This window comes from Streptomyces mangrovisoli (assembly GCF_000974985.2).
Lineage (GTDB): Bacteria > Actinomycetota > Actinomycetes > Streptomycetales > Streptomycetaceae > Streptomyces > Streptomyces mangrovisoli.
The window spans coordinates 20,179-35,258 of record NZ_LAVA02000026.1; the positions used below are offsets into that span (position 1 = coordinate 20,179).

The window sequence follows — 15,080 nt, forward strand, 5'->3', positions numbered from 1 at the left end:
GGTGGGCGGATCAGCTCTGCCGCGGGGGCTCCGGTGGGCGGGGCACGTGCGGCGGGGCGGCCCACCAGGGGCCGTCGGAGCCGTCGTGCCCGCGGCCGCCGTCCGGCGGTTCCGCGGGCAGGATGTCGTACGACTCCTCGTGGTCGTAGAAGTCGGGCTCGGGCGGTGTCGGTGCCGGAAGGGTGGGCACGGGCGGAGCGCTCCGGTCCCGCCGGGCGCGGCCCGGTGACGGCAGGCGCGGACCGCCGCCCGGCCGCCGTTCCCCTCGCCGCAGCCGGTCCGGCCGCCACGGACGCCGGAACCACCGGCGCTCCGGTGCCATGTCCGGACCCGGCTCCTCTCGCACCGTGGGCGCCGCCTTCGCCGCAGCGGACGCGACCGGTCGCCGCAGATACCGCGACCACCACCCGCCGCCCGGGGCCGCCGCGCCCTGACCGGACTCCCCGCGCGCCGCATGCACGCTCCGCGCCGCACCGGACCCGGCCGGCCGCCGCAGGCGCCGCGACCACCACCCGCCGCCCGATGCCGCCGCGCCCTGACCGGACTCCCCGCGCGCCGCACCCGCCGGCTGCACCGCACCCGGCCGAAGCGGCCGCCGCGGACGCCGGGACCACCGGCGCTCCGGTGCCCCGTCCGGACCGGTCTCCTCCCGTGTCGTACGCGCCACCTGCGCCGCACCGGGCCCGGCCGGCCGCCGCAGACGACGGAACCACCGGCCGCCGGGTGCCGTCACGGCCGGGTGGGGCTTCTCCTGGGGCGGCCGCGCCGTCTGTGCCGTCTGTGCCGTCTGCGGGGTGCCCGTCCGTCTGCGGGCGTCGGCCGGGGGCGGTTCGGGTTCTCCCCCGCGGGCGCGGAGGCGTACCAGGCGCCCGGCCAGCGCCACCGGTACCGCCACCAGCGTCAGCCAGCCCAGCGTCGCCGCGCCGGTCGCCCACCACACCGGCCCGAAACCGCTGAGCGCGGCGACCCCGAGCCGCCCGCCGGCCAGCGCGGCGAGCACGGCCAGCGCGACCCCGCACAGGAGCGCCGCCAGCGCGGTGGTCGTGGCGGTGCGGCCGACCGACCAGACCGGCACCCGCATGCCGCCCGGCGCACGGCGCCGCAGCGGCAGCGTCCGCTCGTCGCGCACCGGCTCCCGCCGCCTCGCCACCGCGGCCCCCGCCGTGAACCATCCCACCGTCACCCCGGCCGCCACCGGCACCAGTGCGGCGGCCCAGTTGAGCGGCCCGCCCGAGCCCGCCTCCGGCACCGCCGCCAGCAGCGGGAACGGCGGCAGCAGCGGGGCGGGGGCCGAGGAGAGCGGGCCCACGGCGTGCCCGGCGCCGAGCAGGAACCCGGGCCCGACGCCGTACGCCGCCCCCCATACGGCCGCGTTCGGCACCAGCGCCAGACACAGCAGCAGCACCGCGAACCGACCGGACACCCCGTCCGTGAGATGGGTGAACGCCCCGCGCGCCGCCCCGCCGTGCCAGGCGAGGGACACCGCGGCCAGCAGCGCGCCTCCGCCCACCAGCACCGCCGTACCGGCCGCCGCGGCGCGGGCGGCGGCGGCCGGGCGGACGGGTGCGGCGGGCCCGAGAACCAGCCGCCTGAGCCTGCCGGGCAGCAGCACCAGCACGCTGAGCACGGGGTCGCGCGGGCGCCCGTACGCCGACCACACCCCCACCCCGGCGGCCGCGCCGACCAGCAGCGGCAGGCACACCGCCACCCGGGACCACTCCGGGCGCAGCTCGCCCCCGGTGGCGTAGAGGGCGGTGGCACATCCCACGGCGAGGTAGCCGACCAGCACGCCGGTCCACGCGGTCCGCGCGGGCACCGGGGGCACCGGGGGCGCCTCCCGGCGCGGCCGGCCGGTGCCCCGGGTCGTCTCGGCGCGCTCGGCGCGCTCGTCGCTCTCGTCGCTCTCGTCGCCGGGTGGCAGCACCGCGTCCCGCGCCGCCCGGTACACCAGCCACACGGGGAGCGCGAGCAGCAGCAGCGGGGTGACGCCCACCGGCGCGGGCGCACCCGAGAGGGTGTCGGTGCGGACCAGTTCCACGCCGTGCGCCAGCAGCCACAGCGCGGCCGCGACATGCAGCGCGCCGCCCGGCCCGCTGTCGGGGTACGGGGAGCTGATCCACACCACGGTGACCAGCACCGCGAAGGAGCCGAGCCCCAGTGCCGCCGCGAGCACCCCGCCGAGGAGGCCCGCGGCCAGGCCCGGTGATCGGCCGCGCATCCGGGTGAACAGGAGCGGCAACGGCGGTCGTCGACGATCGGTCGTGTGGATCACGACGGTCATGCTCCCAACGACACGCGCTTTTCCGTCGTAACAGGCGAACCTTCGCAGTGTCGCCCAAGATACGTTTATGTGCTTTTTCCTGTGGAGGGGGGCCCGGTGACGCAAGGTCAGCTCACGTCCGACCTGACGCCCGCTCAGGCGTTCGACGCCCTCTACGCCTTCTGCGCACCCGCCCTCGTACGCCAGACCTATCTGCTCACCGGCCGCCGGCAACTCGCGCGCGAGGCCGTGGAGCGGGCGTTCCACATGGCCTGGGAGCGCTGGCCCGACGTGGCCCAGGACCGGGACCCGGCGGGCTGGGTGCGGTCGGTGGCGTACGACATCGCGCTCGCCCCCTGGCACCGCTTCCGGCCCCGCTACCGCAACCCCGAGCCGCCCCCCGCCGAGGCGGCCGACCGCGCCCTGATGGACGTGCTCCAGACGCTCCCGCCGTCGTACCGCCGCACGCTGCTGCTCTACGACGGTGTCGGTCTCGGCCTGCCGGAGACGGCGGCCGAGACGGAGGCGAGCACACCGGCCGCGGCGCACCGGCTGCTGCACGCCCGGGAGGCGGTCGCGGCGCGGCTGCCGGAGTTGGCCCGACCCGGTGAACTGCACCGGCGGATGGTCCAGTTGGCGTCGAACGAGCGGCTCGGCGCCGCCCAGCCGCCGCGGGTGCGCGGCGTCGGCGAGCGCAGGACGCGCTTCTGGACCCGGGCGGCGATCGCCTTCACCGTCGCGATCGCCGGGGCGACGACCCTGACGGTGCGTACGGCGCCGACCCACTACGAGCGGCCGGTCGGGCCGGGCGTGGCCGTCCAGGGGCTGCCGCCACAAGAGGCGATGGGGCCGCTGTCGCACGCGGAGCAGCGCCTGCGGGACAAGCTCCGCCGGGAGTCGGCGAAGGGTCCGGAACGGCTGCTGCCGGACGACCGCTGACGCGAGCCCCCCTCCGAGGGGTCACCCGCGTGACGGCCGCGCGAGGTGTTCGGCCGCGGGCCGGTGGGGGTTGTTCGCGCAGTTCCCCGCGGCCCCGACGGGGCGCACCGACCGCACCTCCGAGGGGCGCGGGGAACTGCGCGACCGGCCACGACGGGGCCGCGCGACGCATGTCCACGGACGCACGGAAGGGCCCGCACCCCCCGTGAGGTGCGGGCCCTTCCGTGTGGACCGGGCGTCCGGGCTCGGGGCCCGGATCAGGCCACGGGAAGCCGCATCAGCCGGCGAGGATCTCGCGGGCCAGCTTCGCCGTCTCGGTCGGCGTCTTGCCGACCTTGACGCCGGCGGCCTCGAGGGCCTCCTTCTTCGCCTGGGCGGTGCCGGACGAGCCGGAGACGATGGCGCCCGCGTGGCCCATGGTCTTGCCCTCGGGCGCGGTGAAGCCCGCGACGTAGCCGACGACCGGCTTGGTCACGTTCTTCGCGATGAAGGCCGCGGCCCGCTCCTCGGCGTCGCCGCCGATCTCACCGATCATGACGATCAGGTCGGTGTCGGGGTCGTCCTGGAAGGCGGCCAGCGCGTCGATGTGCGTGGTGCCGATGATCGGGTCGCCACCGATGCCGACGGCGGTGGAGAAGCCGATGTCGCGCAGCTCGTACATCATCTGGTACGTCAGCGTGCCGGACTTCGAGACCAGGCCGATGCGGCCCGGCTTCGTGATGTCGCCCGGGATGATGCCGACGTTCGACTGGCCCGGGGTGATGATGCCGGGGCAGTTCGGGCCGATGATCCGGGTCTTGTTGCCCTTCTTGCCGGCGTACGCCCAGAAGGAGGCCGTGTCGTGCACGGCGATGCCCTCGGTGATCACGACGGCCAGCGGGATCTCGGCGTCGATGGCCTCGACGACGGCGTCCTTGGTGAACTTCTCCGGCACGAAGATGACGGAGACGTTGGCGCCGGTGGCCTCGATGGCCTCCTTGACGGTGCCGAAGACGGGTACCTCGGTGCCGTCGAAGTCGACCTTCTGACCCGCCTTGCGCGGGTTCACGCCGCCCACGACCTCGGTGCCGTCACCCAGCATGAGCTTGGTGTGCTTCATGCCGGTGGCGCCGGTCATGCCCTGGACGATGACCTTGCTGTCCTTGTTGAGCCAGATAGCCATGGTGTTGGTGTCCTCGTCCTTGTGCTTACTTGGCGGCGGCCAGCTCGGCGGCCTTGTCGGCCGCGCCGTCCATGGTGTCGACGCGCTGCACCAGCGGGTGGTTGGCGTCGGTGAGGATCTTGCGGCCCAGCTCGGCGTTGTTGCCGTCGAGGCGGACGACGAGCGGCTTCGTCACGTTCTCGCCGCGGTCCTCGAGGAGCTTCAGAGCCTGCACGATGCCGTTGGCGACCTCGTCGCACGCCGTGATGCCACCGAAGACGTTGACGAAGACGGACTTGACGTCCGGGTCGCCGAGGATGATCTCCAGGCCGTTCGCCATCACCTGGGCGGACGCGCCGCCACCGATGTCGAGGAAGTTGGCGGGCTTGACGCCACCGTGGTTCTCACCGGCGTACGCGACGACGTCCAGGGTGCTCATGACGAGACCCGCGCCGTTGCCGATGATGCCGACCTCGCCCTCGAGCTTGACGTAGTTGAGGCCCTTCTCCTTGGCCGCGGCCTCGAGGGGGTTGGCCGCGTCCTTGTCGTGGAGCTCCTCGTACTCGGGGTGGCGGAACTCGGCGTTCTCGTCGAGCGACACCTTGCCGTCGAGCGCGATGACCTCGCCGGAGGCGACCTTCGCGAGCGGGTTGACCTCGACCAGGAGGGCGTCCGACTTGATGAAGGTGTCCCACAGCTTGACGAGGACGTTCGCGACCTTGTCGGCGACCTCGGCCGGGAAGTTGGCGGCCGCGACGATCTCGCGGGCCTTGGCCTCGTCCACGCCGTCGATGGCGTCGATCGGGGTCTTGGCGACGGCCTCGGGGCGGGTGGCCGCCACCTCCTCGATCTCCATGCCGCCCTCGACGGAGGCGATGGAGAGGAAGGTGCGGTTGGCACGGTCGAGGAGGAAGGAGACGTAGTACTCCTCGAGGATCTCCGGGGCGGTCTCGGCGATCATGACCTTGTGGACCGTGTGGCCCTTGATGTCCATGCCGAGAATGTCCGTCGCCCGGGCGACGGCCTCGTCCGCGGAGGCGGCCAGCTTGACGCCACCGGCCTTGCCGCGACCACCGACCTTCACCTGCGCCTTGACGACGGACTTGCCGCCGAGCCGCTCGGTGATCTCGCGCGCCGCCTCAGGCGTGTCGATGACTTCACCGGCCAGCACCGGTACATCGTGCTTGGCGAAGAGGTCCCTCGCCTGGTACTCGAACAGGTCCACGCGCTTCCGTCCCTATCAGTGATCTCGTCGCGGTTCGTTGGATGCGTGGGCGTGCCGCGAAGGGCAACGTGACGTCCGCGTGTGTCACAAGGGGGGCGCACACGGTGTCCGAGCGCGCGGCATGTCCGTCTCGCAGGTTATCGCCGCTTGCCGAAGGTCCCTAAATCGAGGGTCACACGGCCGCGGTGATACCTGTCACATGATGCCGTTTTCTACGGCACCCCGTGCCGCGGGCACCGGGTGGGAAGCGGTCCCCGATCCGAACGGGAGGGGAACGGGACACGACCGGCGGCCCGCCCGCGAGGGGGTCGCGGCGGGGCCGGGATGAAGCCTCACCGGGCTGGGGTTGACCCGGTGAGGCCCCGTGCTCAGCCCCGGAAGGGCGCCCCGATCAGGGGGTTCCCCGGAACTCGGAACGATTGATCCCCACCCCAATGGAGACCACCCGCCCCGTCCGCGCGGACCCGTCCGGAGCCGGCCGATGGCGTTCGGCCGTCCGGGCGGTCGCCCCCGCGGAGTCCTCTGCACGCGCCGCGCGACGGCACCCACGGCGACTGCACGCATTGCCTTCGCGGGGTGCGGTTGCGCTCCCCGCACGGGTGCGGGCGGAGCACGCGAGACCCGCCCGGCGGCGGCCCTACGGCGTCCCGTCGCCCGGCGCGACGTCGGTGACCCTGTGCCCGGTACGCGACGGAGCAGTCACGCCGCGGGCGGGAGGCCGGGCGGCGGGACGGGACGCAACAGGGGCGAAAGGATCACTTGGTACGAGACAGCGATCTTTACGGGACGCCCGGGGTTGCGCAAGCCCCCCATTACCGATGGGTAGGCATGTCCACTTTCCGGCCTTCCGGCCGTTTCTCGTCAATAAGTCGGCATATCGCCAACGCTCTCACCGTGCGCGGCGACGCAGCCGGGTCCGGGCGGTTCCTCGGGCGGTTCCTCCGGCGGGCCTCAGCCGGCCTCGGGTATCGGCAGCGGCCGCTTCTCGATGGCCGCCGCCATCACCTCGGGGAACAGATCGGGCGTGCAGGCGAAGGCCGGCGCGCCCAGCGCGGCCAGCGCCGCCGCGTGCTCGCGGTCGTACGCCGGCGCCCCCTCGTCGGACAGCGCCAGCAGCGCCGCGAACTGCACCCCCGACGCCTTCATCGCCGCGACCCGCTTCAGCATCTCGTCGCGGATACCCCCTTCGTAGAGGTCGCTGATCAGCACCACCACGGTCTCGGCGGGCCGGGTGATCTGCGACTGGCAGTAGGCGAGCGCCCGGTTGATGTCCGTGCCGCCGCCGAGCTGGGTGCCGAAGAGCACGTCCACGGGGTCGTCGAGCTGGTCGGTCAGGTCGACCACCGCCGTGTCGAAGACGACCAGCCGGGTCCGGATCGACCGCATCGACGCCAGCACCGCCCCGAACACCGAGGCGTAGACGACCGACGCCGCCATCGAACCGGACTGGTCGATGCAGAGCACGACCTCCTTCTTCACCGACTGCGCCGCCCGGCCGTAGCCGATCAGCCGCTCGGGCACGATCGTGCGGTACTCCGGCAGGTAGTGCTTGAGGTTGGCCGCGATCGTGCGGTTCCAGTCGATGTCGTGGTGGCGCGGCCGGGCGATGCGCGCGCTGCGGTCGAGCGCGCCGGTGAGCGTGGCCCGGGTACGGGTGGCCAGCCGCTTCTCCAGGTCCTCGACGACCTTGCGCACCACCGCGCGCGCCGTCTCGCGCGTGGTCTCCGGCATCGCCTTGTTGAGCGAGAGCAGCGTGCCGACCAGGTGCACGTCGGCCTCGACCGCCTCCAGCATCTCCGGCTCCAGCAGCAGCGAGGCCAGCCCGAGCCGGTCGATCGCGTCGCGCTGCATGACCTGTACGACGGAGGACGGGAAGTACGTCCGGATGTCACCGAGCCAGCGCGCCACGGCCGGCGCCGACGCCCCGAGCCCCGCCGAGCGGTCCTTGGCGCCGCGCCGTCCGTCCTCCTTGCCGTAGAGCGCGGTCAGCGCCCCGTCCATCGCGGCGTCCTGAGCGGAGAGCGCGCGACCGACACCGTCCGCCCGACCGCCGCCGAGCACCAGCCGCCAGCGCCGCAGCCGCTCCTGCGCCGGGTCCGCCACCTCGTCCGTCATCCGCCCACCCCCGCGAGGTCGTTGTCGTCGGTACTGATCGTGTCGGTAGCGATCGTTTCGGTACTGATTGTTTCGGTACTGGTTGTTTCGGCACCGATCATGTCGGTACCGACCGTTTCGGTCCCCGTGTCGGTGAGGGTGTCCGGGTCGTCCAGGCCGAGGAGCAGGCGGAGCACCGGGGTGACGGCCGCCGCCCGGCCGGGGTCGGACTCGGCGGCGAAGCCCGGGAGGGCCCCGGTGCCGGCGGCCGCCGCCCGCGGCCCCTCGCCCGGGCCACGCCGGACCAGTTCGCCGAGCGTTCTGCGGACGCCCGGCTCGTACGCCGAGAAGGTGCGGCGCAACAGCGGCAGCACGTCGGTGAACGCCTCCGCCGGCACCCCGGTCAGCCATGCGTCGACCAGCCCGAGCAGCCGTTCGTCGTGGACGAGGAGCATCCCGCCGCCCGAGCCGCCGCCCACGAACCCCTCGATCCACGCGGCCGCGTCCGCGGGCGGGGTGCCCGGCGACAGCACATGGCCCATCAGCCGTGCCGCCTCGTCCTGCGCCAGCTCCCCTTCGTCCAGCAGGAGCCGTACGGCCCGCCCACGGATCACGCCCGGCACGGTGTCCCGCCCGGACAGCACGCGCAGCACGGCCCGCCACCGGTCGCGCAGCTGCGCGCGGCCGGTCGCGGGTGCCTCGTCCAGGAGGCCCACCGCGGTGTGCACCGCGTCCACGTGGCCGCGCATCGCCTCGGCGGCGTCCGCGTCCAGCGCGGCGCAGGCCGGGGGCAGACCGACGAAGATACGCTCGGCCAGGCCCGCGGCGACCTCGGACAGGGCCGCGGTGTCGGTGCCGCGGACATCGCCGTAGCGCAGCGAGCGGACCAGCGCCGGGAGGGCCTCGGCGAGCCGGCCGACGTCCGTGTCGAGCGCCGCCCGGTCGGCGAGGACCCGCATGACGACGGGCAGCGCCCGCGCCAGCCCCGCGAGCAGGCACCGCTCCGCGAGCGCGGTGACATCGGCCAGCGCCCGCGCGGCGACGGCGTCGGACTCCGCCTTCGCGGTCGCGGCGGCGAGCACCGTGGTGCCCCACACCCCGGCCTCGGCGACCCGCACCGACAGCTCCGGCTCCCAGCGCAGCCGCCAGGTCTCCCGGAACGTCCCCGTGCTGCCGCGGGACGCGGCCGGCTCACCCCAGCCGACGCCCAGCAGACCCAGCCGGTGCAGCAGTCCGCTGCGCTCGGCGTCGGTCTCCTTGCGCAGGTCGAGCTCCAGCTCCCGCTCCAGGGCCTCCGGCTTCAGGCGCAGCCGGCGCTGGAGGCGGGTGAGGTCGCGCTGCAGGGGCACCGCGGGCGCCGACTCGGGCACCTCCCCCAGTACGTCCCCCACGATCAGCCGGTCGTGCACGAGGGCCAGCGGCACGTCCGAGCCCTCGCACATCACGGCCCGCACCGCGTCGGTGGTCTCGCCCAGGCCGGGCAGCGGACGGCCGCGCATCACGGCGAGCGTCTCGGCCAGCCGCACCGCCTCGATGACATGGGCCGAGGAGACGATCCGGTCCTCGTCCCGCAGCAGGCCCGCCACCTTGGTCAGCCACCGTTCGACCGGGCGGTCGGGCGCCGCGAACAGATGCCCGTACCACCCCGGTGAGTCGATGCCGGCGCCGTAGCCGCTCGCCCTGGCCAGCCTGCGGTGCGTCCAGGGCACCCAGGTCAGGTCCGCCTTCACCTTGGGCAGGCCCTTCAGCAGGGCCCGGTCCGCGGCGACAGAGCTCCTGGCGCGCAGCGCGGGAACGTGCCAGGCCCCGCAGACCACGGCGACCTCGTCCGCGCCGAACTCCTTCTGCGCCGCGCGCACCTGGAGCCGCATATGGGCCTCGCGGACCAGGTCCCGGGCGTGGCCGCCGTGACCGTACGTCTCGCGCAGCGCGCCCATGGCCTCCTCCAGCACCGTGAACGGAGCGAAGGCGTCCGGCTCCCCGGCCCCCCGGTGCTCCACGACGTCCTCCCACCAGCGCTCGGGGTCGTCGTACCCGGCGGTCTCCGCGAGGACGGCCAGCGGATCGACCCGGACGTCGGCGCCGGGATGCGGATGGGAATCGGGATCGGGATGGGGGTCAGGATCGGGATGGGGGGCGGGACCGCCGTCGTCGTCGGGCGGGCCGTCCGCCGCGGGCGTCCGTGCGTGCTCCTCCGTCAGGGTGTGCAGCACGTCCTCCGCCAGCGTGTGCGCGGCCGGCAGGTCGATGAAGCGGGCCGGGACGCCGTGGTGCAGGGCCCAGCGGATCGCGACCCACTCGGGGGAGAACTCGGCCAGCGGCCAGAACGCCGAACGGCCGGGCTCGTCCACGGCGTGCGCGAGCAGCGCGACCGGCGGGCGCATCTCCTCGTCGGCGGCGAGCGGGATCAGCGCGTCGGCCTCGGGCGGGCCCTCGATCAGCACGACCCGGGGGCGGGCCGCGGCCAGCGCCCGCCGCACGGCGCGCGCCGAGCCCGGTCCGTGGTGCCGCACCCCGAGCAGCAGCGGCCCCCCGCCCGCGCGCTCAGCGCCCGCCACACCGTCCCCCTCGCACCGCGGGACCCCCGGCCGCCCGCCCTGCCCGCCGTCCCGGACGTCGGGCTCCGTGCGGTCGCGGACCCCGGTGGGCCCGCTGCGGCCAGCGCGTGTCGTCGTCGAACACCATGCCCTCCTTCCGGCACTCCGGAGCCGGGGCCCCGGTCGTCGCCGTGGTCGTCACCGCCGTGGTCGTCACCGCTGTGGTCGTCACCGCCGCCGTCTTCATCGCCTTCGTCCTCTTCGTCGTCATCGTCGTCATCGCGGGGGTGCTCACGCGCTCACCTCCCGGCAGGCGCGGTAGAAGTCCTTCCAGCCGTCGCGTTCGCGCACGACCGTCTCCAGGTACTCCCGCCAGACCACCCGGTCGGCGGCCGGGTCGCGGACCACCGCGCCGAGGATGCCCGCGGCGACGTCGCCGGGCCGCAGCACGCCGTCGCCGAAGTGGGCGGCGAGCGCGAGACCGTTGGTCACCACGGAGATCGCCTCGGCGGTGGACAGCGTGCCGCTGGGCGACTTCAGCTTGGTCCGTCCGTCCGCCGTCATCCCGTCGCGCAGCTCACGGAAGACGGTGACGACGCGGCGGATCTCGTCGGCGCCGTCGGGCGCGGCCGGCAGATCGAGGGAGCGGCCGATCTGGTCGACGCGGCGCGCCACGATCTCGACCTCGGCGTCGGCGCTCTCCGGCAGCGGCAGCACCACCGTGTTGAAGCGGCGGCGCAGCGCGCTCGACAGGTCGTTGACCCCGCGGTCGCGGTCGTTGGCCGTGGCGATGAGGTTGAAGCCGCGGACCGCCTGCACCTCCTGCCCCAGCTCCGGTATCGGCAGGGTCTTCTCGGACAGGATGGTGATCAACGTGTCCTGCACGTCGGCGGGGATACGGGTCAGTTCCTCGACCCGGGCCGTCATGCCCTCCGCCATGGCCCGCATCACGGGGCTGGGCACGAGCGCGGCGCGGCTCGGGCCGTGGGCGAGGAGCTGCGCGTAGTTCCAGCCGTAGCGGATCGCCTCCTCCGGTGTGCCCGCCGTGCCCTGGACCAGCAGCGTCGAGTCCCCGCTGACCGCCGCGGCCAGGTGTTCCGACACCCAGGTCTTGGCGGTGCCGGGCACGCCGAGCAGGAGCAGGGCCCGGTCGGTGGCGAGCGTGGTGACGGCCACCTCGACGATGCGGCGCGGCCCCACGTACTTCGGTGTGATCACGGTGCCGTCCGGCAGCGTGCCGCCCAGCAGATAGGTCGCCACCGCCCACGGCGACAGCTTCCAGCGGGCCGGGCGCGGCCGGTCGTCCTGGGCGGCCAGCGCCGCGAGTTCGGTGGCGAAAGCGTCCTCGGCGTGCGGTCGCAACGCCTCGGACCGCTCGGGCGCGGACGCGTCCGCGGTGGTCTGTGCGACAGACCGCGACATGGCTGACGTGGCTGACATGGCTGAGGTCCCCTCCAGCTCGGCCGGTTCGGATCTGTCACCCACCGTGCACCACCCCACTGACAATGCGATGTGACCTGCGAGAACGCGTTCGCCGGGGCGGCTGCCCGGCCGATTGTCAGTGGCGGGACCTACCGTCGGGGACATGACTCAGCAGGGGGTGCGCTGGACGGCGGACCAGGTGCTGGCACTGGCGCCTGACGACTCGTCACGCAAAGCGGGAAGCAAACTCGGCGCGGCCGGCCCGTGGTCGGAGGCCGGGAGTTCCGACGAGGGCACGGTGTGGGGGCTGTGCCGGGGCAGCGGCGGCAAGCCGTACCAGACGGTCGTCGACATCGCGGACGCGGCCGGGCCCGCGTACAAGTGCAGTTGTCCGAGCCGCAAGTTCCCGTGCAAGCACGCGATCGGACTGCTGCTGCTGTGGGCGGGCGGCCCCGGCGCGGTGCCGACGGCCGAGCCGCCGGGGTGGGCCGAGCAGTGGCTCGAAGGCCGCCGCAAACGGGCCGAGAGTAAAAGGGGAGAGGCGGCGGCCGGTCCATCGGCCGGATCCGCCGATCCCGAGGCGGCGCGACGCCGGGCGGAGCGCCGCGCCGAGCGGGTCACCGCGGGGGCGACAGAGCTGGAGCAGCGCCTCTCCGACCTGCTGCGCGCCGGCCTGGCGACCGCCGGCGAGCGGGGGTACGGCCTGTGGGAGGAGACCGCGGCCCGCATGGTCGACGCGCAGGCACCCGGACTCGCCGCCCGAGCGCGGGAGTTGGGCGCGATCCCGGACTCCGGGCCGGGCTGGCCGGTACGGCTGCTGGAGGAGTGCGCGCTGCTCCACCTCCTCGACCAGGGCTGGCTGCGCCGGGACCGGCTGCCCGCCGGTCTCGCGGCGACGGTCCGCTCCCGTATCGGCCTGCCCGCCTCCGCCGACGGTCCGCCGGTGCGCGACACCTGGCTGGTCCTCGCGCAGTACGACACGGCCGACGCGAAGTTGACGACCCGGCGGATCTGGCTGCACGGCGTCGGCTCGGGCCGTGACGCGCTGCTCCTCTCTTATGGGGCGGCCGGCCGCTCCCCCGAACTGGCGCTGCCGGTGGGGCTGGCGCTGGAGGCGGAGCTGTCGGCCTATCCGGGTGCCGGGCAGCCGCGTGCCGCCCTCGGCGAGCAGTTCGCGGCCCCCGCCCCGACCTCGGTGCGGCCGCCGGGGAGGACCCCGCGTGAGGCCGTCGCACGGTACGGCGAGGCGCTGCGGGACGACCCCTGGCTGGACGCGGTCCCGGTCACCCTGGAGCGGGTGATCCCCGCGCCGGACGGCGACTCCTGGCAACTGGCGGACGCCGACGGGGACACGGCGCTGCCGCTCGCCCCCGCGGCCCTGTCCCGGCCGGGCCTGTGGCGGCTGGCCGCGCTGTCGGGCGGCGCACCGGTGACGGTCTTCGGCGAGTGCGGCCACCGGGGATTCACCCCGCTGACGGCCTGGCCGGAGAAAACGGGGGAGGCGGTGGCGCTGTGCTGACCCGGACGCGGGACGCCGGGGAGAGGCCACCCGGGGCGACGGACACGGCCGGAGACACGGCCCGAGCCCCAGCTCCAGCCTCAGCCCCGACCCCGGCTTCACCTTCAACTCCGGCTTCGACTTCCGCTGCGGCTTCACCTTCGGCTCCGGCTCCGGCTCCGGCTCCGGCTCCGGCTCCGGCTCCGAAGGCAACGCCGATCGACCAGGAAGGGACCCGCGTGAACAGGACGTCCGCTCCCGACCGACCCGCCGCCCAGGCGGCCCCGGCCGCCTGGGAGGAGCTGGTCACCTCGGCGCTGCTCGGCACCGACCGCCGCCCACCCGCCACCGGTGGGCCGCGCCGCGCGGCCCCGGTGGCCCTGCTGGACGCGGCGGCCCTGGAGACCGTACGACGGCGGGCCGGTCTGCGCGCCGCACCGGCGGTACGGCGCCCGGACCCCGCGGCCGATGACCCGCGGCCCGCCCTCCCGGCCGCCGCGGCCCGCCGCCTCGCGCTGCTGCTCGCCGACCGCCCCGGCACCGGTTCGGGCGGCCGCCGGGGCACCTCGCCGGACCTGAAGGAACTGCTCCCGCAATGGCTCGCGGCGGCGAACGGGCATGGCTACGCCGCCCCCGCCGAGTCGCTGCCCGCCCTGCTGGACGCGGCGCGGGGGCGGACCGACCTGCGGCCCGCGGCGCTGACGTTCGCCGGGCCCCGGGCACTGTGGCTGGCCCGGCTCAACCCGGACTGGCGGTTCGCCCTGCGGGCCGCGCCGGGCGGCGCCGCGGCGCCCGGTCCGGACACTCCCGAGCGCGTCCGGCAGGTGTGGGAGGAAGGGCTGTTCTCCGAGCGGGTCGCCCTGCTCTCGGCGCTCCGCTCCCGTGACGCCGCCGCGGCGCGCGAACTGCTCGTGGCGTCGTGGGCGACGGAGCGGGCGGAGGACCGGCTGATGTTCCTCGACTCGCTGCGCACCGGGCTTTACGCGGACGACGAACCGTTCCTGGAGGCGGCCCTGTCCGACCGCAGCCGCAATGTGCGGGCGACGGCGGCGGAGCTGCTGTCGGCGCTGCCCGCGTCGGCCCTCGCACGGCGGATGGCGGCGCGGGCCGGCTCCTGCGTGTCCGTGGACCGCACGCGGGACGTACCGGCGATCGTCGTGGAGGCCCCGCTCGAGTGCGACACCAGCATGGAGCGGGACGGTGTGGTGGCCAAGCCGCCCACGGGCCGTGGTCAACGATCCTGGTGGCTCGGCCAGTTGGTGGAGGCGGCATCGCTCGGGTCGTGGTCGCGGCGGCTCGGCGGGCGGTCACCGCGGGAGATCGTCGCGCTGCCGGTGGCCGACGGCTGGCAGGCGGAGCTCCATGCCGCCTGGTGCCGGGCGGCGGTGCGGCAGGACGACGCCGAGTGGTCCCGGGCGCTGCTCGGCGCCCCGTCGGCGCCGGAGGCGGGCGGGCCGGGGGCGGTGTCCCTGGCCGAGCGCGCCAAGCTGCTCGGCACGCTCGCCACCGCCGAACGGGCCGAGTGGGTGGCCGGGTTCATCGCGACGCACGGACTGTCCGAGGCGTTCCAGCTGCTCGGGGTGTGCGCGGTGCCGTGGGCCGGGCCACTGGGGCGGGCCGTCGTGGACGCCCTCGACATCGCACGGGACGCGGGGAGCTACCCATGGAGTTTCAGTGGTGTGATGGGGCTGGCCGAGCGCTGTCTGGACCCCGCGGAGGCCGGCCGGCTGGAGGGCCTGCTCGCGGTCCCGGACGAGTCCGAGGACGCCGCGCCGGGAGCCGGCGGCTACTGGGCGGAGGCGTTCCAGCGGCTGATGACCACCTTGCGGCTGCGCGCGACGATGTCCGAGGAACTCGCCCCGCCCCGCCCGTCGGGGCCGTAGCGGAACACCCCCGCGCGGACCAGGGCGGACCCACGCCCGTCGCCGGGACGGCCGTAGCCGCCCGGGCCGACCTGGCCGCAC

At 75.1% G+C, this 15,080-nt stretch carries 9 protein-coding genes; 3 read left to right on the forward strand and 6 right to left on the reverse strand.

The window, feature by feature from the left end; all coding sequences use genetic code 11:
* Positions 1-10: 10 nt before the first annotated feature.
* Complete coding sequence (locus WN71_RS42670; RefSeq protein WP_071369837.1) at positions 11-2,281, reverse strand: cell division protein PerM; 2,271 nt, start codon at positions 2,279-2,281, stop codon at positions 11-13.
* 69 nt (positions 2,282-2,350) lie between these two features.
* Between WN71_RS42670 and WN71_RS12520 the strand changes: the two genes are divergently transcribed.
* Positions 2,351-3,199 (forward strand): RNA polymerase sigma factor, encoded by an 849-nt coding sequence (locus WN71_RS12520; RefSeq protein WP_046585809.1) that lies wholly within the window; start codon positions 2,351-2,353, stop codon positions 3,197-3,199.
* A 277-nt stretch (positions 3,200-3,476) separates the two neighbouring features.
* On the opposite strand, the gene sucD is transcribed toward WN71_RS12520, so the two are convergent.
* The 5 genes from sucD to WN71_RS12545 all read right to left on the reverse strand — a co-directional run bounded on the left by sucD (position 3,477) and on the right by WN71_RS12545 (position 11,618).
* The gene (gene sucD / locus WN71_RS12525) at positions 3,477-4,361 is read right to left on the reverse strand and encodes a succinate--CoA ligase subunit alpha (protein ID WP_046585808.1); all 885 of its coding nucleotides are present in this window, start codon (positions 4,359-4,361) and stop codon (positions 3,477-3,479) included.
* Between the two features lie 25 nt (positions 4,362-4,386).
* Positions 4,387-5,565 carry an ADP-forming succinate--CoA ligase subunit beta gene (gene sucC / locus WN71_RS12530; RefSeq protein ID WP_046585806.1) on the reverse strand — a complete coding sequence of 393 codons (1,179 nt, stop codon included), beginning with the start codon at positions 5,563-5,565 and terminating at the stop codon, positions 4,387-4,389.
* Positions 5,566-6,516: 951 nt separating this feature from the next.
* Positions 6,517-7,680 carry a VWA domain-containing protein gene (locus WN71_RS12535; RefSeq protein ID WP_046585805.1) on the reverse strand — a complete coding sequence of 388 codons (1,164 nt, stop codon included), beginning with the start codon at positions 7,678-7,680 and terminating at the stop codon, positions 6,517-6,519.
* Entirely contained in the window at positions 7,677-10,217 is a 2,541-nt protein-coding gene (locus WN71_RS12540) for a DUF5682 family protein (RefSeq protein WP_240529638.1), read from the reverse strand. The genes WN71_RS12535 and WN71_RS12540 overlap by 4 nt, the downstream gene beginning before the upstream one ends.
* Before the next feature lie 270 nt (positions 10,218-10,487).
* On the reverse strand, positions 10,488-11,618 hold the full coding sequence (locus WN71_RS12545) for an ATP-binding protein (protein ID WP_046585803.1): 1,131 nt from the start codon (positions 11,616-11,618) through the stop codon (positions 10,488-10,490).
* 163 nt (positions 11,619-11,781) lie between these two features.
* Here WN71_RS12545 and WN71_RS12550 point away from each other — a divergent pair, with 163 nt between their 5' ends.
* Positions 11,782-13,137, forward strand: coding sequence for an SWIM zinc finger family protein (locus WN71_RS12550; protein ID WP_046585801.1), 1,356 nt, complete (start codon positions 11,782-11,784; stop codon positions 13,135-13,137).
* Positions 13,138-13,355: 218 nt separating this feature from the next.
* Positions 13,356-14,999 (forward strand): DUF5691 domain-containing protein, encoded by a 1,644-nt coding sequence (locus WN71_RS12555; RefSeq protein WP_046585799.1) that lies wholly within the window; start codon positions 13,356-13,358, stop codon positions 14,997-14,999.
* The last annotated feature ends 81 nt before the right edge of the window (positions 15,000-15,080 follow it).

What these genes read in the sequence shown, in the direction of transcription:
- WN71_RS42670 (WP_071369837.1), bottom strand. Translation starts at nt 2,281, where the DNA reads ATGACCGTCGTGATCCACACGACCGATCGTCGACGACCGCCGTTGCCG.
- sucD (WP_046585808.1), bottom strand. Translation starts at nt 4,361, where the DNA reads ATGGCTATCTGGCTCAACAAGGACAGCAAGGTCATCGTCCAGGGCATG.
- WN71_RS12535 (WP_046585805.1), bottom strand. Translation starts at nt 7,680, where the DNA reads ATGACGGACGAGGTGGCGGACCCGGCGCAGGAGCGGCTGCGGCGCTGG.
- WN71_RS12545 (WP_046585803.1), bottom strand. Translation starts at nt 11,618, where the DNA reads ATGTCGCGGTCTGTCGCACAGACCACCGCGGACGCGTCCGCGCCCGAG.
- WN71_RS12550 (WP_046585801.1), top strand. Translation starts at nt 11,782, where the DNA reads ATGACTCAGCAGGGGGTGCGCTGGACGGCGGACCAGGTGCTGGCACTG.